This is a genomic window from Komagataeibacter intermedius TF2, from assembly GCF_000964425.1.
Lineage (GTDB): Bacteria > Pseudomonadota > Alphaproteobacteria > Acetobacterales > Acetobacteraceae > Komagataeibacter > Komagataeibacter intermedius.
On sequence record NZ_BANF01000031.1, the window covers coordinates 95,669 to 117,260 of the forward strand.

Sequence of the window (21,592 nt, forward strand, 5' to 3'; positions counted from 1 at the left end):
GGGATGCTGCCTTTGTTATGAAAAGAGCGGCTCCCGATTAAAAACCTGCAATCATGGGCAGTTCATGGCGAAGCTCTTTTGAAAAGCCGACACCCGAAAACTTTTATGGATCGCTGCGAAGCCATCCTGCGGGTATCAGGCCCCCATGCCTGCTTTCCTGACGGCCTGCGCACAGGCATCGCGCCGTGCCGGAATGTCGAAATCCGTCAGGCGGGGGGAGCCGTGCGTGCCCGGTTGCAGGACGCCTGCCGTGCCATAGGCATAATCCATGTTGCCCCGCTCATCGGCCGGGACGGCGCCTGTATTGTGGATCAGCGTGTCCAGCAGCGGGGTCGCGCCCGCGTGGTCCGCAAGGCCATTGCCAATGCAGAAATTCAGGTAACCCGCCAGCCGCGCGCCCGGCGCGGCGTCAATCATGGCCTGCGGCGTGACGGTGGGAGCGGGGGCGGCCATGGCAGGCAGGCCCCCACCGGCCAGCGTGAGGCCAATCGCCATGACAGGCAGGGTTATGATCGGACGGTACGACATCTGGTGCATCCTGCTGCGGGACGTAGAATGACGTTGTGGCGTGGGGACGGGACGCTGGATCATGTCCTTTACCCCTCCAGTTGCCGCGGTCATAAACCCGCGACAGGGCAACAGGTTGCATCGGCCCCGACAGGAAGGTGCCTGAGCATGATTTTCGGGATGCTGGCCCGAATGGAAGACTGGCTGGTGCGTGGACCTTTTCAGGGGCAGACGCCTGTCACCCCCGGTGCCTGCATGCCTTGGCCAACCATTCTGCCTGTGGCGCTGTCCTGACGGTCGAAATCACGCCGCGGGTCAGGATGCATGGAAAAATTGCCGGGAACAATCCTGTGCCTGCGCTGGCGGGCACGTGCCGTTTTCGCATGATGTAAAGAGGATCGATACGGCACCGCACGGCATGAAGGGGAATATATCACCCCCATGCCATGTCGGGCTGAGTGGTTTATTTCTTCGCGGCCGCGCGCTTGCCCAGAAGCTGGATTTCAGCAGCATTGACGCCGTCGGGGTCAAGGGCGGCCCGTCTGGCGATTGCCTGCTCTTCCTCCGTGGCGTGTTCGCCGCTTTTCAGCACGTGTTCAGCCAGACGGATGGTTTCCGCTTTTGTCATGATGGCAGGGGAATGTGTCGCCTTGCGCACCAGGTCATGAATGGAACCGGCGGCATGGGGAACCTTGTGATCGGACATGTTAAGATAACTCCTTATGATATCAACATATGTTGATGGTCAGAGAGAGTGCTTCAATGCGGGAATACAAATATTTTCCATAAGCATTCCGGATCAATACATATTTATATATGTGATATATGATATTCCATGCCATGAATACCATCGTGCGCATACAATAGACCGGGCGTGCCTGCTCGACCTGTCCGGTGTCGCATCAGGGCAGGAGGGTGATCAGGTCGCCAAGCAGGTTGTCAAGGAATGTGTGGGGCGAAGCCGTATCATCCGACGTCGATGCCGCCGTCGTGGTGGGGGCGGTCGCAGGTGGCGGCGGGTTCTTGCCGGATGCAAGCTGCCACAGATATTCGGCCCACTGCCGTTCGGCCTGCATGGACACGGCTGCCCTGCGCAGGTTGCCTAGTGCCTGAACGGCGTTCTGGTCGCCGCGCCGGACAAGGGGGATCAGTGCTTCGGCTGCATCACTGACACGCGCCTGACTGTCCTCGATATGGGTGCCCAGCGTGAAGTAGGCTTCGGCAATGGTCTTGGGGTCCATGATGTACTCTGTCCTCTCCACGGCAATCGGGACGCCAGCCTAACGTACCGGCGGCAGCGACGCCAATCAGGGGAGGTATGACACCCCGACGGGACAGCACATGACAGGATGGCAGAAAGCCCGGCGGCACTGCGCCACCGGGCTTTCGGCAAAAAGGGATGCGGGGAATGTCAGAACAGGAATATCATGGCCGTGGACAGCGCGAACGCGGCGGCGATCAGTGCCGGCCCCGCAATATCCCATCTGCCCATCCACCCTGTTCGTGGTATGCCAGCCAGACGCTGGCGTCGCAGGTATGTCCACATTGCAGCCTCCGGTAGATGTAGTGCGGCACAGGCGATGCGTCCATGGGACGCGCCTGCACCATCAGATGAAGATGAACGACAGCCATAGGGCAAGGGTCAGCAGGACCATGCCAATACCGATCATGTCGATCGTGTCGGGGTTCGAACGGTAACGTGTTTCCCTGACCATGGTGACCTCCAGTCCGGACGGAAAGAAACCGCCCGATGGATGCCATGTAGGCAGCCCCCACCTGCCCCGAAAGGGGGACATGACCCCGCAGGCGGGCAGGCAGGCAGGATCTGCCATCACGTTTCCGGCATCATGCCGGCCAGTCCGCCACGATGGCGGTACCCCGGCGGGGACAGGGCGGCCAGTCGGCCGGATCAGTCCCCGGCCTGTTCCAGTTCGTCATTGATCTTCAGCGCCAGACGCGCCATCTGCAGCGCGCCTTCCTTGCTGCCTGCCCCGCAGATGAAGCGGGCGGGATGGGCGAATACTGCGTCGGCCACGCCCGATACCCTGGCCAGTGTCGCGCCATCCAGGCCACGCCATGCCTCGGGCAGGGAAACGCGCTGTCCGAAATCGCCGCGTGTGGGGGGCACCGCCTTGACGTTCCAGCGGTCGGGCGCGGCGGGCGAGACGACATAGACGACGGGCAGGTCGTTTTCAAAAATGACCTTTTCGGTTGGCATGCCCGTGTCCATCAGCAGGATGCGCTTGTCGTCGGCGGCTTCATAGGCGGCCATGACCCGGTTCGCCGCCTTCAGGCTGGCGCGCACGCGGTCCACCACGTTGACCAGATGGCCGGCAACGGTTGTTGCCGCATTGGCGAAGCCCAGTGTTTCGCGCCGCTTTGCTTCTTCCGGGCCATACAGTTCGGTGGTGTCCCATGCCGGACGACAGGAGGAGACGATATCCGCCAGCGACAGCCTGCCCATCTTCACGACGCCGTTGTCGTCCTCGTCAATCGGCAGGACCAGCGACCTGTCGATGGCCTGCCATATGGCGGCGACATCCGCATCGTCGGCCGGAGCCTGCAGGATATTGCGAATGGCGGCCGTGCCGTAATCCTTCCACAGCAGCCCTGCGGCGCTGTAGGGCGTTCCGTCATCACGCAGGGGCTTGTCCTTCATGTGATGGTCGTACCGCCCTTTGGCCGGGGCATACTGGCCGCCCACGTCAAATACAATATCGGATGCCGCGATCCGCTCGGGCGAACGCGAACGGGTGAAGGCCAGCCGGTCCGCAGGTGCGTCCCCCAGAATGCGCCCGCGCAGGTCGCCTTCGGGTGCAAGGGCATAGTGAAGGATGACATATCCCAGCGTCTCATCAACGTGGAAATTCCCCGAATGGGTCAGCGCCCGGACGGGGGCAGCCGCGTTATCGAGACCAATGGGCGTATGCTCGGACATATAAAAACCTGCTGACAGACAAGAATGGAGTGCTGGTACGCACCCTCATGCCGCAAAGGTCACGTCAAGACAACAGGCTTCATGGCGACCCGGGTGCCGCATGCAGGGGCATGGCGCCGCCGTCCATGCTGCATGTCCGGACATATGCTTCAGGACCATCCGCGCATGGACAGTCGTGCTGGAAGCATGCTGTCTTTGATTAACAAAACAGCACCGGCCGGTTTATTTTGAAATGATGGCCTGCCCCGCTGCCTGTGCAGCGGGGTGACTTACGGACGCGGCGTCCGGGTGCGCGGTATGATGCTGGACTTCATGCCAGTACAGGGGACGTTCACGGTGCCGGTCCTGACAGTCTGCAAGGCAGGAGATGACGGCGCAGGCTATGATTGTGTTCAGGATACGGCGCATGACAGGCCCCCGGTCGCTGCGGGTGCAACGCCGCATATGGGCGATGGTTCAGGGGCGTCATGCCGTCCCGGTTACGGCCTGGTCAGATGCAGGGATACAGTCAGGACGCCGTGCGCCAGGCGCTGACGGCCGCCATGCCGGTTTTCAGCAGTTCGGCCGTGCGTTCGGGGCTGTCGCCCTCCACATAAACCCGCAGTTCCGGCGCATTGCCTGAGGGGCGCAGGTGCACGATTTCACCATTTTCGAAGGTCATGCGCAGGCCATCGGTTTCATCAACATGCGCAAGCCCGCCGCAGGCATCAAGCAGCCCCAGCGATGCAGCCCCCCTGTCCGGGTCCTGCCGCAGGACTGCGATCTGCGCCTGGCTGCGGGCCGTTGGCATTTCAGCCAGCCGGTCACTCAGCGTAAAGCGCCGGGGCAGGGTCGCCACAAGGCCCGCCAGATCCACCCCCTGCTGCCGTGCCGCGACAAGGGCGCAGATCATGGGCAGGATGGAATCCCGCGTGGGCAGCGCCCCAAGGGTGCGCGTGTCCTGCGTTACGTCACTGGCCAGCAGGAAACCGCCATTGGCTTCATACCCGACGGAAGGCAGCAGCCCGGCTTCGGCCGCTTCGGTCATGGCGGCGACGACAAAGGGGGAACCGATGCGGGTGCGCCGGATATCCCGCGCGAAGCCTGCCTGCTCCAGCGCGGTATTGCTGCTGACCGGCGTGGTCACGGCGCGTGCGCCAAGGAAACGCGCGGCAATGATCCCCAGCACGTCCCCCCGCAGCCAGTTGCCGTGCCGGTCCGCCAGCAGCGGTCGGTCGGAATCGCCATCGGTGGTCAGGATGGCGTCCAGCGTGCCATCGCTGGCCCATTCGCGTGCCAGCGCTGCGTCTTCAGGCCGCACGGCTTCGGTATCGACGGGAATGAAATCGTCCTTGCGGCCCAGCGGCACGGCGATGCCGCCCAGTGCCTCGACAATTTCCACCATGACGTCACGCCCCACGGCGGAATGCTGGTAAATGCCCAGTTTCAGGCCGGACAGGGCATCGGGACCAAAGAAATCACGGTAACGGGCGACAAAGCCCGGCACGACATCCGTTATGACCGGCAGCACGATGTCACGCGCAAGCGCGCCGGTGGCATCAAACCAGCCATCGGGCAGGGTGACGTCCTGTTCGCGCATGGCGGCTTCGTCGGTCTTGAGGAATTCGCCCTGCGCGCGATTGAACTTGATGCCATTGCGGTCCGCCGGGATATGGCTGCCTGTCACCATAAGCGAGGGAATTCCCAGCGTGAACGCATGCAGGCACAGCGCGGGCGTGGGCACGAACCCGCAGAAAACCGGCACGCCCCCCATATGCGTAATGGCCGCGACACAGGCCCGCAGGATGCGCGGCGTGCTGGGCCGCAGGTCACCCGCCACCGCAACCTGCGTGCCGGGCGCGAATTCCCCCAGCGTGCCCAGATGCTTCAGATAACCCACTGTGTAGGCAAAGCAGACGGAATCCGTCATGGCGGTCACAAGGCCACGCGCGCCACTGGTCCCGAAGGCGACACCGGACTGCTTCATCCACTGGGCTATTTTCATGTGGTTCTCTCAACAACTGTGGTGGGGTTCGGGGCGGGGACCGGGCGGGTTCGCCTGCCCGGCCATGAACACATGGAATACGTCGCGGTTGGCGCACATGATCGTGGCCGCCCGGCGTGGCGCCGTCGTGACAGGCAGGATTTCGCGCGTCAATCCCATCAGGGCGGGTGATGTCATGCCGTCCTGTCGCCATATTCCATCCTGATCATGCGGTTCAGTGAATCACGAAAATGCGGCCAGAAAAAGCCCCGTCGCCTGTGGCGGCCGGTCACGTCGTCATATCAGGCCGGACACGATAAAGGCCGGGGCAGGGATCAGTCCAGGCTGGACAGGCGGTATCGGGAATGCAGGTGGGCTTGGTGTTTTTCGGGCTGGATGGGCACCCGCGCGCCATCCGATGTGGCGGGTGCCGTGCCGGGCCTCTCCATATTGTGTAGCCTGCGGCCGGTTTCATGAGGTGGGATGCACGACTGTCAGCAGGCATGTCGGGGTAACGGCACCGGATGGCGGACAGACGCCACCCGGTCACGTGAATCCCGCCCACCGGCATCAGGCGAGGGTCAGGCGAGGGTATCGACCAGAATGATCTCGCTATCTTCCAGGGCGCGTATGTGCAGTGTTTCGGTGTCGGAAATGGCGGCGCCATCACGTTCACCGACCGTCGTGCCCTCAATGTCCACCCGGCCCTGCGCGGGAACCAGATAGCCAAGCCGCGTGGCGCCCAACGGGTACTGCGCCACCTGTCCCGCCTTCAGCGTGGCCCCCAGCACGCGGGCATCGGCATTGATCGGCAGGGCGTCCTCATCCCCCGCATGGCCCGATGCCAGGACCACGAACTGTCCGGCCCGGTCCGCCTTCGGGAACGATCGCGTTCCCCATGAGGGCGCATGGCCCGCGCGGTCGGGCATGATCCAGATCTGGAACAGGCGGGTGGCCACGTCCTCGCGGTTGTGTTCGGCATGGCGGATCCCGGTGCCTGCCGACATGACCTGCACATCGCCCGCTTCCGTCCGGCCTGTGTTGCCCAGACTGTCGGTGTGGGTGATCGCGCCTTCGCGGATATAGGTAATGATTTCCATATCCCGGTGGGGATGCGTGCCAAAGCCGGTGCCCGGCGCGATCATGTCATCATTCCAGACCCGCAGCGCGCCCCAGTGCATGCGCGCGGGGTCATGATAATGCGCGAACGAAAAATGGTGGCGGGCATCCAGCCAGCCATGGTTGGCGTGACCCAGCCGGTCAAAGGGACGTACTTCAATCATCGGGTTTTCTCCATATGCCAGTGTTGGCCATGGACAGCACGGTATCGTCCCGATGGGTTCATGAATACAGAAACAAAGGAAAGTCATTGTTTCCATTTATTGACCGTAAATGGCCAGGAAGGGGAGACAGGTTCCGGACGATCAGTTATGGAAACAGCCAGTGGGAACCATTGCGTGGGACGGTGCAATGCGGCTGCCGGATTTTGAGGCATGGGCCATCTTTGCAAAAGTGGCGGAACGCGGCTCCTTCGCGCGCGCGGCGGAGGACATCCAGCTATCGAAACCCACGGTATCCAAGGCCATAGGCCGACTGGAGCAGTCGCTGGGTGTCGCGTTGTTCAACCGCAATTCACGACAGATGTCCCTGACTGAAACGGGACGAAGGCTGCTGGGGCATGCCAGCCGCATACTGGCTGAAGCGGAGACCGCGGAAATGGAGGCGCGCGGCGGCACCCTGACGCCATCGGGCCTGATACGGGTCGCCGCCCCCATGGTGTTCGGGAGCCGGCACCTTGCGCCCCTGCTGCCGGATTTTCTTGTGCGTTACCCGGAAATAGACATCACCATCGATTACAGCGACGCCATCGTGGATCTTGTGGCCGGTGGCTATGACATGGCGCTGCGCATTGCGTCACTGGCTGATTCCGCCCTGCTGGCGCGGCGGCTGTGTACGGTGCGGCTGCTGCTTGTGGCCACGCCGGAATATCTGGAGCGGATCGGCCATCCGGATGATCCGCGCGCGCTGGAAGGCCACAAAAGCTTTGTTTACACCAATACCTCCGCCCCCGGCATGATCCGTCTGCGGCAGGTGTCGGACGGGCGGGAGGTTGTCCTGTCACAGACCGCGCGCCTGCGGGCGGATAATGCCGAAACCTTCCTGCCGGCACTGGAGGCCGGGCTGGGGTTCGGGCTGTTTCCGGAATTCATGGTGTGGGACGGGCTGAAATCCGGCAGGTTCGTGCGTGTCCTGCCGCAGTGGGAGGCACCTCCCGTAGCCCTGTACCTGGTCACGCCCGCCAGTACCCTGCGGCCCATGCGGGTGACGGCCTTTATCGATTATCTTGCCGGGGCGTTTGTCCATCCGCCCTGGGCGAAGGACAATGCGCCGGTCGGGACATGACACGCCCGGCGGATGGTCGGGCGTGTCATGCGGGTCAGGCCAGCTTTCTGGCCAGTTCCGCAACATGCTGGCCCAGGAAGCGTGCGCCATCCAGTTCAGTGGCGCCGGGCTGGCGGGAACCGTCGCCTGCGGCGATCGTCGTCGCGCCATAGGGCGAGCCGCCGGTGACTTCATCCACCCGCACCTGTCCCTGGAAACTGTACGGCAGGCCGCTGATCACCATGCCATGATGCAGCAGGTTGGACATGAGCGAGAACAGGGTCGTTTCCTGCCCGCCATGTTGTGACGCGGTGGAGGTAAAGACCGCGCCAACCTTGCCAATCAGCGCGCCCTTTGCCCACAGCCCGCCCGTCTGGTCCCAGAAATTGGCCATCTGCGATGGCAGCCGCCCGAACCGCGTGGGCGCACCGACAATGATCGCGTCATATTCGGGCAGTTCCGCCGTGGTGGCGATGGGGGCGGCCTGTTCCGTCTTGAAATGGTGGGCCTTGGCCACATCTTCCGGCACCAGTTCGGGCACGCGCTTCACGTCCGCCTCCAGCCCTGCGGCGCGGACGCCTTCCGCTACCGCATGGGCCATGGTTTCAACGTGGCCGTAGGTGGAATAGTATAATACGAGAACCTTGGACAATGTCGTAACCCCTTGCTGTGTCATGGATCGTTTCCAACAGGAACCTTCCTGACAATACGGCCCGTCGCGCAGGTGCATACGCCAAAATCGGAAACGCTTCGTTTCCCGTATTTGCGCCGGTCACGCGCGGGCAGGGGCATTATGTGCCCGCAAGCGGCTCCCATCCCCCTGCGCTGCGGCCAAACATGGGAATATGGCCAAGGGCATGCACCAGTCCGGGCGCGTCCGGCCCCACCTGTTGCAGGGCGTCGCGCCATGCCCACCCTTCGGTCAGCACCGCCGTAATGCCGACGACCCGTGCCTGCACCTGCTGCATGAGTGCGATGGCCGCAACCGCCGTCCGGCCCGTGTTCAGCACGTCATCCATGACCAGAACGCGCCTGCCGCGAACCCGCTCGATCAGGGCGGGATCAAGGTACAGGCGCTTGGCCTGATCGGGACTGGTGGAGGATGTGAGTGGCTGCGACAGGGCGTCGTCATACCAGAATTTGCGCGAGTGGCCCAGCGCGACATAATCGTCAAAACCAAGGTTTTCCGCCACGGGGCGGGCATAGGCCAGACCCATGGTGGGCACGCCGACAATGACCTCCGGCCGCAGTTCCCGCGCCAGATCGGTCAGCAGGCGGACCAGCGCGTGTTCAACCGCGAATGCCGTCTGGTTGGACATGAGCAGCGCGATGGCCTTTTCCCCGTCCGGCAACGGACGTAATGGCAGGACCAGCGTGGAGCCGTCACGCAGGCGTACGGGATAGGTGGCGTCGTGGCAGGGCCGGTCCCCGGTCATGGAGGACGGGTAAAATCGGGTCTGGTAGGGCGGTATGGACACGGATGCTTCCGGTTGGGGCTGACTGTATGATGGACCGGCAGCAGGGCAGCCGCCGGTCCGTTACGATAGCCGTATGGTCTGCCGCGCGCCAGTCCCCGATTAGCGCCACGCCCCGCTTTCAACCATGCACTGGGCATAGAAATTGCGGCGTGACGCCATGCTGACGCCAACCGTCACGCTTTGCGACGTGACATTATCCAGTCCCCGGGCGGAACATTTTGCATCTATGTTGCGATATTCGCTGCTATCGGGCGGCAGGACGGCTGTATGGCCATGGAAATGGCCGAATTCCGTATTGACCTGCCGTGGGTGACGTTTCGTCGTGGGAATGTGGATACGGTGTGTCCGGCCCAGTGCGGGCGCACCCATCAGGACAATCCACAAAACGGGCAGGACGGACAGTATGGTTTTCATGATCACACAGGCACCTTGGAATATGTCGGATGCACCATATGCGCGCAACGTGACCAGCCTGTGTTTCGATCCTGTCTTTATGTATCTGGCAGATTAGGAATTGTTCATGTCGTGGACGCACGCCGCCCCTCCCCGTGGGCGGACGGCGTGCGGATGATGGACCTTACACGCCCACCATGACATCGGACGCCTTGATGATGGCCGTCGCCGCTTCGCCGACTTTCAGCTTCAGGTCGGCAACCGCTTCATTGGTGATCGATGCGGTGACAATGGTGCCACCGCCAATGTCGATGCCAACATGGGATGTGGTCGCACCCTTGGTAATGGATGTGATCTTGCCCGCGATCTGGTTGCGTGCGCTGATTTTCATTTTATGTCCTTCCTTGGGTTTCGGCCTGCCGGCGGCAATCACGAAATGGGGCGCAGTGCAGACCGTGGCCACGGCAGAGGTCACGGGCATTCGCCCACATTGCGGCGGGCGGCCCTTTACGCGCCGGCCTGTGCGATCACGACCGAGGCCTCGGTCGTCAGCACGCGGAATGTGAAGCTTTCCTGCAGGTACAGGTCCACCGATGTGTCGGAATGGCTGATATAGCCGATCGAGACATCCTGTCCGATCGACAGTTCGAAATCCCCCCCGCGGGTGGATACGATATAGGCGCCTTCAATGGCCGGTGCGCAGATGATCCTGCCTTCGGTCATCCGTTCGATATGGCGCAGTACGGGGTAGCCTTCCTCGTTCCCGCCGCTGACGGCGGCAAAGGCGCGGGCACCCAGCACGACGGCGTACGGGCCGTTCACGCCCGCAATGCGCAGTTCATTCAGGCCATCGGCAATGATGGCGGGATAGTCACGCGCGGATGCGGGCAGGGTGAATTTCGCGTTGGATGTATCCTGCCCGATGCCGGTGATCCCGGCGGCGGCGTAGCCGTCGAATATCGCGCGGTCCTCGGCATAGGCGATTTTCTTTGCCGCGTCCTTCAGCGGCTGCCAGTCGGAATCCAGCGCGCCGCGTTCCACGTCGTCAATGGCGTCACGGTCCAGCGTAAAGGGCACGCGCAGTTCAACCAGCGGCAGCACCTTGCGCTGCAGCGCCCGCACGCCGTCCGCCGGGCTGTCGATACGGGCCGTGTGGCCGGTGTCCACCGCGGCAAAGCCGACACCGCGGGCATCGGGCACGTCCACCACGCGCCGTCCGGCAAGGTAGCGGCGCAGCGTGCGGGACGCCTCCTGTTCGATTTCCGCCCATGCGGCGTCGGAAATGGGGGCAAGGTTCCGGTGCAGGTTGTTCATGTCAGGCTTCTTCCTTCAGTGACCCGATGCCAAGTGATCCGGCAGGTGTGGGGCGTGTGTCTTCATTGCTGTCCGCAGGTGCTGCCGCCGTGGCGTCATATGCCGGGGCGGCGTCAAGGAAATCGGCGGTGGGAATGAAAAACAGCGTGCCTGTCACCGCGCGGCTGACATCCAGCAGGCGGTCGTAATTTCCCGGCGGGTTGCCAATGAACATGTTGTCCAGCATCCGTTCGACCCGGGAAGGGGATTTGGCGTAACCGATGAAATAGGTTCCGAATTCGCCCCGGCCCACTTCGCCAAAGGGCATGTTGTCGCGCACGATCTGCAGCTGTTCGCCATTTTCCTCGATATTGGTCAGGACGTTGTGGGCGTAGCTGGGCTTGGCGGCTTCGGGCAGTTCAATGTCCGACAGTTTCCTGCGGCCAATGATCTTTTCCTGCTGCTCGACAGGGATCGCGTCCCATTTCTTCAGGTCATGCAGGTATTTCTGGGTAATGACGTAACTGCCACCGGCAAAGTCCGGGTCCTCGTCCCCGATCAGGGTTGCCTCGGTCGCGGCCTGGTTGACCGGGTTTTCCGTGCCATCGACAAAGCCAAGCAGGTCGCGGGCGTCGAAATACTTGAAGCCATGGACTTCATCGACCACCTGCGCCGCACCGTCCAGCCGGGCGGTGATGGCGGCGGCCAGTTCGAAACACAGGTCCATGCGCGTCGCGCGGATGTGGAACAGCAGGTCGCCGGGGGTGGAGGGCGCTTCATGGACGCCGTGTATGGCGCGGAAGGGGTGCAGTTCCCTGGGTTTCGGCCCCCTGAAAATACGTTCCCACGCATCCGCCCCGAAACCCATTACGCAGGACAGTCGCCCGTCGGGAATGCGGAATCCCACGCCACGGAGCATGGCCGACAGATCCCCGCACAGGTCGCGGACCGTGGCGTCATGTCCCTCTCCGGGGTCGAGCGTGAAAACGAGGAAAATTGCCGCACTGGTCAATGTGGTGTCAACGGGCTGTGGTGTCGCTGAAGGCACGCCTTACTCCCTGCATGGCGCCATGAAGAACATGCGGCAGACCCGGCGCGGCGTAGGTCTGCGGTTGACAGGGGATTCTATATGGTTCGGACCGCCAGCAAAAGGGCCGCCACGATGATTTCTCCCTGTGTTCTGACATGATGCGCGTGCATCCCTGCATCCGCCCGGGCGTTTGCAGGCAGTTTTCCGCCCATGTGCCGGGATATGTGGCCGTCGGGCGACAGGCGGCCATGTTGGGAAGGGCGCGGGAGGGATATTCAGGCATGCCCGCCCGGAATATATTTCCGCGCCACTGTTCAAGGAGGGAGAGGGAATGGCGAAAAAGAAGACCATCTATCATCTGACAAAGGGCCTGCGGGACAGGGTCGATGCCTTTATCATGCGGTTTTCCCTATTGCCGGATCAGGCGCTTTTTGATCCCTACATCATGCAGTGGGTCCGTGACCTAGAACGGAACTGGGAAAGAATTCGTGACGAGGCACTGTGCATGGCCACGACCGATATTCCCTCGCTTGGTGAGATTTCCCCCGATCATGGTCGGATCGCGGCGGATCGGCGCTGGCGGTCCTTCTTTCTGGAAGGTTACGGGTACAAGCGGCAGGAAAACCGTGCCCGCGTCCCGACGACGGCGGCGCTGATCGACCGGATCCCCAATTTATGCACCGCCAGCTTTTCCGTGCTGGAACCCGGCTGTCACATTCCCCGCCACCGGGGCATGACCAAGGGCATGCTGACCTATCACCTTGCGCTACAGGTGCCTGCCGACCGCGAAAACTGCTGGATCCAGTTCGAGGAAGGCGACAGGCTGCATGTCTGCCCCTGGACGGCGGGCAGGTCGATCCTGTTTGACGATACCTATAACCACGAAGTGTGGAACAACACGACCGACACACGCTACGTCCTGCTGATCCAGATCCGGCGTCCGTGCCGGTGGCCCGCGCGACTGCTTATGGATGTCTTCTTCCAGGGTGTCCGGTATTCACGTTTCGTTCAGGATATCCGCAAGAACCTGGACCGTCGCGGCGTATAACCCGCGTTTCCCCATTTCCCTTTCCGTAGTCCAGCCTGCGGGGCGCAGGGATGGCATGATCTCCATGTTTCCGCAGCCCCTCCCGGCAGGCTGTGCCGGCGGCGCAGTCATCCCGTGTTGCCCGCGCGGCATGGCGGAGGAAAGCGATGTCCGGAACAGCGACCGGCCCCCGTGTGCGTGACGACTGAATGCCGGTAGGACTTTTTCGAAAATACTATTTAGAAACAGCATATTATGATGGATCAGGACGAAGGGGCCCGCCTGCTTTTTCCATGACGATCCGCCTTGTGAAAATTTTGTCTGTTTCAGTGTGCTGAAACGCGAAATACGCCTATTCCATACAGATGTGGAAAGTGCCACAAGGCAGCGGAAAACCGGCGTCATGACACGGACGCCATTCAAAGCAGGTGATCATGCTGTTCAAAACCCTTCCTCCGGGCGCCATGGTCGGGCTGTGTGCCCTGTTTGCCTGCACCTTTACCGCCCTGACCAGTGAAGTCGCCCCCGTTGGCATCCTGATCGAGATGGCGCAGGCCTTTCACATCCGCGAAGGCCAGGCCGGGCTGGCCGTCAGCGCCTTTGCGCTGATGGTCATGATCGCCGCGGTTCCCCTTACGATCATGACGGCGCATATCGACCGCAAGCGGCTGGTCCTGCTGTCCCTGCTGGGATACGTCGCATCCAACCTTGCGGTGACCGTGGCGCCAACCTTTCTTATCCTATGTGCCGGGCGCCTGATCGGGGGGCTGGCGCATGCGCTGCTCATGTCGATCGCGGCGGCCTATGCCGCGCGGCTGGTGCCGCAGAACATGACGGGACGGGCCATTTCGTTCGTATATGGCGGGACGTCACTCGGCATGGTGCTGGGTGTGCCGGGGGCTGCGGCCATCGGGCATATGGTCGGCTGGCGCATGGCCATGGGCATCATGACCGTGCTGGCGGTGGTGCTGACGGTCTGCATCGCGTTTTTCCTGCCGCCAGTTTCGTCGCCAGTGCAGGTCAGGGAAGGGTTGCCCGCACTGGCGGGCCGCCGGGCGATGCGGATATTCCTTGTTGTTGTGGTGGTGGATGCGGTGTTCTTCTTTGCCCATCACCTGCTGTACACATACATCACGCCGCTGCTGCTGGCGCATGGGCTGTCAACCGGGACGCTCAGCATCGCGCTGCTGATGACGGGCGGGTTCAGCATTCTTGGGCTATGGGCGGCGGGGCTGGTGGTGGACCGCTGGCCTGCCGCAGGGCTGCTGGGCAGCGGGCTGGCCATGCTGTTGGGCATGGGGCTTATGTACGGGCATATCCTGTCGGGCTGGATGGCCGTGGCGGCGGTGGGCCTGTGGTGTATCGGCTATTCCGCCGTCGTGCCGTTTGTCATGTCCGGTGCGATCCGTGCCCGCGCCACGCGGCCTGATGTTGCGGGGGCGGCGATCAATGCCGCATGTAACATGGGCATATTGCTGGGATCGGCCGTAGGGGGAGAAGTGCTGTCCAACGGAGGATTTGCCATCCTGACCCCGCTATCCTGCGCCATGGTGCTGCTGGGCATGATGGTGGCCATGGTCAATCCCGCGGCCTTCCCCCGCGCGCTGACCCCAGCCGAGGAAGAAGGCTGAAAAGCTTTTGGGATATGAATGCCGCCTTCGGGAACAGAAGACGGCATCCGGAATATCGGCAGGGGCTTCTGTCAGTGGATTCCGGGCATGACCCGTCAGTGGATGGCCACCTGCGTCGCGACGGACAGGGGTATTGGCGCCGTGGGGATGGGGGGCTGCGTGGCAATCCGGGCGACGTTGTCCCCCGTGACGGGAATCAGACCATCTATCCGCGCCAGCAGGAAATCGGCCCCGCCGCGCGACAGGTGCTGCTGGTCCACGTAGAACGGGTCATTCCCCATGCGGAATTTGCATCCGGCTGGCGAACACAGTCCGTCCGCAAGGGAAAAATAGGTCACATCCGCCGTGTCCGCCGCTGCATGGCGCACGGTGTCGGCAATGGGCTGGCCGGGGACGGATAGCAGCAGGACCGGGGCGATATCCCCCGCAGTCAGGAATGACGGGTCCAGCACATGCGCGACACGCTGGCGCACGGGCATGAACGCCGTGACGGCCTCACGTGCGGGATCGAAGCGGAACTGCGGCACGTCCCCCAGTATGATGACATGCCTGTGCGCGCGGGCCAGTACCTGCGTTGTGGTGCGCACCGCGCCATCCAGTCGCGCAAGGCTGGTTGCCACGCCGTGGTTCGTCCTGTCACGCGGGTCGGTATAGGCATCGCCCCCGGCGTCAGGCGCGAATGGGGCGGCCCAGTATCCCGCCAGCACGACCGTCTGGATGCGCGGGTCGCGCATGACGGCAGCAAAGGCCCGGTCATTATAAAGCGCGCACTGCGCGGCATGACCCGGATGGGACGGCATGAGGCGTGTGGTCCCCAGCAGCGGGGGGCAGGAAGATTTGGTAAACTGGACGAAATCAAATCCCGCCTGATCCGCCATATGCGATAGTGATGCGGCAAGTGCCGATGCATGGCTGTCGCCCAGCAGGGCGATGCGCGGCCGTCCCGCATCATGCACGCAGTGTGGGGACATATTGGGTTCAGACACCCCGTAATTGGCCAGGCAGGCTTCCCCCCGTCCTTCCGCCAGCACCTGTTCCGTCAGCATCAGGCTGCGGTCAAAACGCCGGGGCAGCCCATCTGAGACATACACGGCCGCCAGCATGCCGACACCCAGTGCCAGCGCCCCCCCGTACCGGAGGACAACGCCACCATCCGGCCCGCCAGCCCGGCGGAAGGGCTGTTCGATGTAACGCCATGACAGCACGGCCGGAAGCAGTGATACGATCCCCGCCCCAATCAGCAGCAATGGCGCGGGTGGCTGGGGGGCACACACCCAGATGAACGCCATGAGCGGCCAGTGCCACAGGTACCATGAATAGGATATGCGCCCGATCCATATGAATGGCTGTGTGGACAGGATGGCGCGGTTGACAAAACTGCCATCGGACAGCAGCAGCGCCAGTGTGCCACCGACAGGCAGCAGGGCCGCGACACCCGGAAACGGCGTATGTTCGTCAAATATGAATATGGACAGCCCGATAAGAAAAAGCCCCGTCCAACCAATGAAATGATTGACGGGGCGGGGAAAGGACAAAGTATAATTTGATTTCGCCACGGCAAGGAATGTGCCCATGCCCAGTTCCCATGCCCGCGTGGGCAGCAGGTAGAATGCAGCGGCAGGCCACCGGCCCACGCCGATCTGGGCAATGCACAGCGACCCGATGCACAACGCGCTAAGCATGCAGAGCACATAGGCCCCCCGCAACTGGCGAAATGCAAGTATCAGCAGGGGGAAGAACAGGTAGAACTGTTCTTCCACCCCCAGTGACCACGTCATGAGGAATGGATTGAGGTGGGCATCGGGGGAAAAGTAGCTGATCTGTTTCCACAGCAGGATGTTCGACCACCCAAGTAGCGCGCTAATGGCCCCCAGGCTGCTCTGGCGTAATTCCGTCGGGCTGGAAAGTAACAGGCCGACCAGCATGACACAGATGACAGTGACCATGAGCGCGGGCAGGATACGTCGGGCCCGACGGGCGTAAAACCCAAGAAAACTGAATGTGCCCAGGCTGACATCCCTGTATACGATGCCGCCTATCAGAAAACCGGAAATAACGAAGAATATATCCACCCCGACAAATCCGGACTGTACGGGGTAAAGATTGGCGTGGAAAAGCACCACGGCGGTGACCGCGATTGCGCGCAGTCCATCAATATCGCGCCGGTAATTGGCGTGTAAATTCAGACTCATGGGATCACCCTACAGAAGCTGCATGACAACAGATTGGGGGTGACCTTGCGATCCCGCACAATTTGCCAACTGTAATAAAATGTAAAGTTAATACTGGTTTCACCGAACCTATAAATTTTTTTACAAATAAAAGCCGTGTGTTTGTTTTGCATCAGCCCACGATGTGGCGCAGCACGCCGATACCGGCCTGCGGCATTGCCCGGACCCCACAATCTTATGAAAAGCCTGACAGGCCCGACCTGCCTAATATGCCCCGACATTTGCCGCAGAAACCGGAGCCTGTGACCCCATGCTGCTTAACACCATCGAACTTGGTCCTGAAAACGGTGACCTGTCCCTGCCGCCTGTTGTATTCCTGCATGGGCTGTTCGGGCGGGCGCGCAATTTTGGCTTTTTCCAGCGCCGCATTGCCGCAACCCGCCGCACGCTGGCGCTGGACCTGCGCAATCATGGCCAGAGCCCGCATGGCCCCATGGATTATCCGGTCCTTGCGGCGGATGTGTGCGAAACACTGGCCACCCATGGGGCATTGCCCGCAACCGTGGTGGGACATTCAATGGGGGGCAAGACCGCCATGATGCTTGCGCTCAGCTTTCCTGCTGACGTGCATTCGCTGATGGTGGTGGATATTGCACCGGGTGAGGGCGGTTTTTCGCAATCTCACCAACTGGCACGCAACCTTGCCGCACTTCCCCTGCCGGATTTCCTGGACCGGGCGGGGGCGGAAGCATGGCTGGGTCAGGTCATTGCTGAAAAGCCCGTGCGTGATCTTATGCTGATGAACCTTGAACTGGGGGAAAAGCCACACTGGACGATCGGGCTGAAGGACATGGCGGCCTCGATGCCAGCGATCATCGGCTGGCCTGATGTGCTGCCCGGCGTCCATTATGACGGGCCAACCCTGTTTGTGGCAGGGGGACGGTCCCATTATATCCAGCCGGACAACTATCCCGCCATGCGCAGGCTTTTTCCGCATTACCGGCTGGAAGTCATACCTGATGCAGGACACTGGGTGCACGCGCAGGCACCACAGGCGTTCCTGAACGCGCTGGAGTATTTCCTGCGCGTTGCCTGATGGCGCGACGTTTACTGGTGGTCAGTGGTCGGTATGGGGACCGCGGCTCCAGTGCTGATGGGGATTGCGGTACTCATCTGCCAGATTCCGGTCGGTGTCGGGGCGATCACGGGCATGGCGGTGACACCCCGCGACCGACAGGATGACAAGGATGGCAAAAACCCTGCTGGCATGACGCATCTGCCGCCTCCCGTAATGGTGCGGGATGAACGTGCATGGTATGGGAAAGTTCAGGGAGCTGTATATTTAGGCTGCCTGAAGTCCTGTCCGGGAAATATCTGGAAATCATAAGAAAAATTCGGCGGTCGTCGCCTTTTGAAAATAAGGCGACACTCAGAAACTTTTCCCTGTTTTGATCAGAGCCTGCATGGTTATTCCCCAGCGCAGGAACCGCCGCGACAGACGCCTGTTCGATGGAGCCCTGTTCAGAGAGTGCCACCTTATCGAGAAATGGTTATTAAAAACAGGTTGCTCAATCTCACTTCCATGCGGAGCGACAGGACAGACAGATCATTTGCAGCCGCAATCATCAATTCATTGGCATAGGCAACTGACTGAAAATCTGGGGGTCAGGCAGCTTGTTTCCCGCTGTTGGGAGGTCGTTGGCATGGCAAAAACATGCGATAATATACATGAACTTCGTGAACGTGTTGCCCGGCATTATGGAAAAAAAGCGGTCCAGCTGACTATGTATTTTCAATTCCCTGCCACAATGAAATAGATCACTCACCAGCCATGACGGAGATTGATAATTCCCGGAAAGGCTGATCAGAAGATATGGATTCCAGAAATGACGTGACTGGTGCGCGGCCCGTTTGCGCGCACGCGGGCAGGAACGTCCGGGTTACGGTTTTATGCGCATGCCGTCATGCGGCATCATGATCCATACGCTTTCCACCGCCGGGCAGACCCCCTTCAGGCCGCCCGGTATGGACTGGCGGGCCACGCAGGTCAGGTCGAACGTCCGGGCGTAATAGTGCCGTAACGCCTGTTCATCGACGCAAAATGGCGGGCCTGCCTTGCGGGACTGGTCATATTCCATGCAGACCACAAGTTCGGGGGCCGCCCGGGTAATGGATACCAGATGCGCGGCGTATTCCGCGCGGACGGGGGCAGGCAGGGCAATCAGCGCAGCGCGGTCATACACGGCATCAACCGGCCCCAGTTCTTTACGCGTCAGGTTAAAGATATTGCCAACGAAAACACATAGTCCCGCTGCCTCGAACCGCTGCAGCGGCCCGACGGTGGACCTGTGCGGCGTCAGGTCCAGTTCGGCAAAAAGCTGTGTGACGGCGATGGGGCTCAATTCAATGCCAACCACCTGATACCCGCGTTCCAGCAGCCAGTGGATATCATGGCTTTTTCCACATAACGGCACAAAGACCCGTGCCTTCGCAGGCAGGTGTAATGCCGCGAAATGATCAGTCAGCAGCGGGTTGGGTCGCGGTTCGTGAAAACCGATTTCGTTGCGCTGCCATTTGGCATGCCAGAAGGCTTCATCCATCGCGTTGTATTTCCCTATGCCCGCGTCCTGTCCAGATTGGCGCGGTCACGATACCGGCATTGGCAACGCAGCGAAAGGTGGGGATGACCGATCCTGATCGCCCGCAGGGCGGGTTGCGCCAGACGGGAAATGATGATTTCTGGGGCCCGTCAAACCTGCGTTCGAAGCTGATGGATCAGTGCGGAGATACAAGAAAAACATTTGGTATTGGTTCTGCAGTATATTTCTGGCCACGATCGGGGCTGCTGGCGGGTGTCTTTATCTGTTCGTGGTGCTGGTTGACCCGTGGGGGGGACTGCCGCTGCCCCTGCACCGGCTGCCGGTTACGGGCAATGCGCGGTTCACCATGCCCATGCTGGCGCGCGATGGGCATTTTGATTCCGTTATGCTGGGGACCTCCACGGGGCGGTTGATGCAGCCTGCGGTACTGGATGGCCCCAAGCAGGTTCCCCTGAACCCCGAACCGTGGCCAGACTGGATGTATCAGGGAACGCCATGGATGGGCTATCTGCATATGGCCAACCTGTATGCGCTGCAGGAAGCGGCCAACCAGTTCATGCTGCAGGTCGGCCTGCGCCATGATCATTACGGGGCGGATGGCTACACCAGCTTCGTCGGTGCGGACAGTACCTATACCCGCGCACGCGCCGATAGGCTGTTTGTGCACTGGGGACCGGACCACATGCGCCCGCCACCGGGCGGCGTCGCGGCCGCCCCCGCCATGCAGGCATACCTGCCGCGGGTCCTGCATGCCGTGCCCGATACCACATTGCGCATTGTCTGGTTCCCGCCGGTACAGGCCATACGGCATAACCCGCAGGGATCAATGTATGACAGCATGTTCGCCGCCTGCCACCGTTATGTGGCGTCCGTGGCGGGACATATGCCCAATACACTGGTGATCGATTTCGATATTCCCGGCCCGATTGTCGATAACCGTGACATGTTCTGGGACCCGATCCATTACCGGCTCATGACGGCGGACCGCATCATGGGCGATATGATCGCGGCCGTTCATGACCGGACGCGGCCATCGCCGGATTATATCATCATTCCGTCCCCCTGCTCCGGTTCGGCCTGTCCCCGTTCATTAAAAGGGCGACATCCTGTTTTATCGTGATATTTAAAACAGGTAACCCGGCAGCATATCAGGCTGCCCCATCCGGTATGGGGGCGGCTTCTTTTGCATCCATAAACTATATGTCCTTTGGCTACAGGCAGTGCAGATGAACATGTCTTTCCTTACATCGGGTATGATGCTGGCCTTTGCCGCGTTTTCCTCGTTTTCGATCAGTGATGCGTATTCCAAGCTGCTGGCCGGTCAGCTTGATCCCTTCGAGGTCGCTTTTTCAGGCGGGATATTCGGTTTCCTGATCATTCCGTTCATCCGCAGGCCGGACGAACCCTACCGCGACATTTTTTCTCCCCAGCGACCGGGCATGTGGGTGGTGCGGGCGATCGCCATCTTCGCTTCCACCGCCGCCAGTGTTGAAGCCTTCATGCTGCTGCCTATGCCCGAGGCGCTTTCGCTCATGTTCCTCATGCCGTTTTTCGTGACGGTCCTGTCGGTCACGCTGCTGCATGAAAAGGTGTCCGGCTGGGCATGGCTGTCCGTTGTCCTGGGTTTCATCGGCGTGCTGATTGTGCTGCGGTCGGGCATGCGGGCACTGCATCTGGGGCATCTGTGCGCGGTGATCGCGGCGGTGGCCAATGCCGTGGGGGTCATTGCCTACCGGCTGGCGGGGAATGATACGCCACGGCTGTCGCTGTTCGGGTCCAGCCTGTTCGGCCCGCTGGTGGGCGATGGCCTGCTTATGCTGGCGCATGCGCACTGGCCGCATGGGCTGAAGACGTGGCTGTTCCTGTTCGGATACGGGTTTCTGGCGGCGTTGGGGCAGTTGCTGATGATGATGGCGACAGCCCGCGCACCGGCCAACCGGGTTGCCCTGCCGCAGTACAGCCAGATGTTATGGGCCGTGGCGTTCAGCTACTTCCTGTTTCACCAGCCGCTGGATAACTGGACGATTGTCGGCATTATCGTCGTAACCCTGTCGGGCATGCTGAACTGGATCCGCCAGCATATCAGCTTTGAACGCCTTGCCATAAGGGAACGGCGGGAGCGGCGGCGGCATCCGCGCGATCCGCAGGCATCAACAGGACAGGGGTGACCGCCCCCGTG

23 protein-coding genes are annotated in these 21,592 nt (G+C 61.5%); 6 read left to right on the forward strand and 17 right to left on the reverse strand.

What is annotated here, in order from left to right; genetic code table 11:
* Positions 1-135: 135 nt before the first annotated feature.
* From B7449_RS05735 to B7449_RS05770, 8 genes are all read right to left on the reverse strand, one after another.
* The gene (locus B7449_RS05735; RefSeq protein ID WP_039735755.1) at positions 136-528 is read right to left on the reverse strand and encodes a hypothetical protein; all 393 of its coding nucleotides are present in this window, start codon (positions 526-528) and stop codon (positions 136-138) included.
* Between the two features lie 442 nt (positions 529-970).
* The gene (locus tag B7449_RS05740) at positions 971-1,213 is read right to left on the reverse strand and encodes a hypothetical protein (RefSeq protein WP_039735756.1); all 243 of its coding nucleotides are present in this window, start codon (positions 1,211-1,213) and stop codon (positions 971-973) included.
* A gap of 196 nt (positions 1,214-1,409) precedes the next feature.
* Entirely contained in the window at positions 1,410-1,748 is a 339-nt protein-coding gene (locus B7449_RS05745) for a hypothetical protein (protein WP_039735757.1), read from the reverse strand.
* Between the two features lie 366 nt (positions 1,749-2,114).
* Positions 2,115-2,339, reverse strand: a complete 225-nt coding sequence (locus B7449_RS05750; RefSeq protein ID WP_039735758.1) for a hypothetical protein — start codon at positions 2,337-2,339, stop codon at positions 2,115-2,117.
* A 77-nt stretch (positions 2,340-2,416) separates the two neighbouring features.
* Positions 2,417-3,445 (reverse strand): MYG1 family protein, encoded by a 1,029-nt coding sequence (locus B7449_RS05755; RefSeq protein WP_039735759.1) that lies wholly within the window; start codon positions 3,443-3,445, stop codon positions 2,417-2,419.
* 508 nt (positions 3,446-3,953) lie between these two features.
* The gene (locus B7449_RS05765; RefSeq protein WP_082084778.1) at positions 3,954-5,411 is read right to left on the reverse strand and encodes a phosphomannomutase; all 1,458 of its coding nucleotides are present in this window, start codon (positions 5,409-5,411) and stop codon (positions 3,954-3,956) included.
* A gap of 27 nt (positions 5,412-5,438) precedes the next feature.
* Positions 5,439-5,606, reverse strand: a complete 168-nt coding sequence (locus tag B7449_RS21020; RefSeq protein WP_158003688.1) for a hypothetical protein — start codon at positions 5,604-5,606, stop codon at positions 5,439-5,441.
* 383 nt (positions 5,607-5,989) lie between these two features.
* Positions 5,990-6,691 (reverse strand): pirin family protein, encoded by a 702-nt coding sequence (locus B7449_RS05770; RefSeq protein ID WP_039735762.1) that lies wholly within the window; start codon positions 6,689-6,691, stop codon positions 5,990-5,992.
* Positions 6,692-6,878: 187 nt separating this feature from the next.
* Between B7449_RS05770 and B7449_RS05775 the strand changes: the two genes are divergently transcribed.
* Positions 6,879-7,811, forward strand: coding sequence for a LysR family transcriptional regulator (locus B7449_RS05775; RefSeq protein ID WP_039735847.1), 933 nt, complete (start codon positions 6,879-6,881; stop codon positions 7,809-7,811).
* Between the two features lie 34 nt (positions 7,812-7,845).
* Here B7449_RS05775 and wrbA read toward each other — a convergent pair whose 3' ends face one another.
* The 6 genes from wrbA to B7449_RS05805 form a co-directional block, all read right to left on the reverse strand.
* Positions 7,846-8,442, reverse strand: a complete 597-nt coding sequence (gene wrbA / locus B7449_RS05780) for an NAD(P)H:quinone oxidoreductase (protein WP_039735763.1) — start codon at positions 8,440-8,442, stop codon at positions 7,846-7,848.
* 139 nt (positions 8,443-8,581) lie between these two features.
* Positions 8,582-9,268, reverse strand: a complete 687-nt coding sequence (locus tag B7449_RS05785; RefSeq protein ID WP_235721168.1) for a phosphoribosyltransferase — start codon at positions 9,266-9,268, stop codon at positions 8,582-8,584.
* Between the two features lie 99 nt (positions 9,269-9,367).
* Complete coding sequence (locus tag B7449_RS05790) at positions 9,368-9,682, reverse strand: hypothetical protein (protein ID WP_141654799.1); 315 nt, start codon at positions 9,680-9,682, stop codon at positions 9,368-9,370.
* Positions 9,683-9,845: 163 nt separating this feature from the next.
* Positions 9,846-10,052, reverse strand: a complete 207-nt coding sequence (locus B7449_RS05795) for a TOBE domain-containing protein (protein WP_039735851.1) — start codon at positions 10,050-10,052, stop codon at positions 9,846-9,848.
* A gap of 116 nt (positions 10,053-10,168) precedes the next feature.
* Positions 10,169-10,975 carry a family 1 encapsulin nanocompartment shell protein gene (locus B7449_RS05800; RefSeq protein ID WP_039735764.1) on the reverse strand — a complete coding sequence of 269 codons (807 nt, stop codon included), beginning with the start codon at positions 10,973-10,975 and terminating at the stop codon, positions 10,169-10,171.
* Position 10,976: 1 nt separating this feature from the next.
* Complete coding sequence (locus B7449_RS05805; RefSeq protein ID WP_039735765.1) at positions 10,977-12,002, reverse strand: Dyp-type peroxidase; 1,026 nt, start codon at positions 12,000-12,002, stop codon at positions 10,977-10,979.
* 313 nt (positions 12,003-12,315) lie between these two features.
* Here B7449_RS05805 and B7449_RS05810 point away from each other — a divergent pair, with 313 nt between their 5' ends.
* Positions 12,316-13,032 (forward strand): aspartyl/asparaginyl beta-hydroxylase domain-containing protein, encoded by a 717-nt coding sequence (locus B7449_RS05810; RefSeq protein WP_039735766.1) that lies wholly within the window; start codon positions 12,316-12,318, stop codon positions 13,030-13,032.
* 413 nt (positions 13,033-13,445) lie between these two features.
* Positions 13,446-14,642, forward strand: coding sequence for an MFS transporter (locus B7449_RS05815; protein WP_039735852.1), 1,197 nt, complete (start codon positions 13,446-13,448; stop codon positions 14,640-14,642).
* A gap of 95 nt (positions 14,643-14,737) precedes the next feature.
* On the opposite strand, the gene B7449_RS05820 is transcribed toward B7449_RS05815, so the two are convergent.
* Complete coding sequence (locus tag B7449_RS05820) at positions 14,738-16,834, reverse strand: acyltransferase family protein (RefSeq protein WP_039735768.1); 2,097 nt, start codon at positions 16,832-16,834, stop codon at positions 14,738-14,740.
* 289 nt (positions 16,835-17,123) lie between these two features.
* Between B7449_RS05820 and B7449_RS05825 the strand changes: the two genes are divergently transcribed.
* Positions 17,124-17,909, forward strand: coding sequence for an alpha/beta fold hydrolase (locus tag B7449_RS05825; protein WP_039735769.1), 786 nt, complete (start codon positions 17,124-17,126; stop codon positions 17,907-17,909).
* 21 nt (positions 17,910-17,930) lie between these two features.
* On the opposite strand, the gene B7449_RS21025 is transcribed toward B7449_RS05825, so the two are convergent.
* Together B7449_RS21025 and tmpT are read right to left on the reverse strand one after the other, a co-directional pair.
* Positions 17,931-18,089 carry a hypothetical protein gene (locus B7449_RS21025; protein WP_158003689.1) on the reverse strand — a complete coding sequence of 53 codons (159 nt, stop codon included), beginning with the start codon at positions 18,087-18,089 and terminating at the stop codon, positions 17,931-17,933.
* 664 nt (positions 18,090-18,753) lie between these two features.
* The gene (gene tmpT, locus B7449_RS05840) at positions 18,754-19,413 is read right to left on the reverse strand and encodes a thiopurine S-methyltransferase (RefSeq protein ID WP_039735776.1); all 660 of its coding nucleotides are present in this window, start codon (positions 19,411-19,413) and stop codon (positions 18,754-18,756) included.
* A gap of 268 nt (positions 19,414-19,681) precedes the next feature.
* Here tmpT and B7449_RS22775 point away from each other — a divergent pair, with 268 nt between their 5' ends.
* A complete protein-coding gene (locus tag B7449_RS22775) occupies positions 19,682-20,533 on the forward strand; it encodes a hypothetical protein (RefSeq protein WP_235721169.1) in 852 nt (283 codons plus the stop codon).
* A gap of 106 nt (positions 20,534-20,639) precedes the next feature.
* Positions 20,640-21,581 (forward strand): DMT family transporter, encoded by a 942-nt coding sequence (locus B7449_RS05850; protein WP_048883470.1) that lies wholly within the window; start codon positions 20,640-20,642, stop codon positions 21,579-21,581.
* The last annotated feature ends 11 nt before the right edge of the window (positions 21,582-21,592 follow it).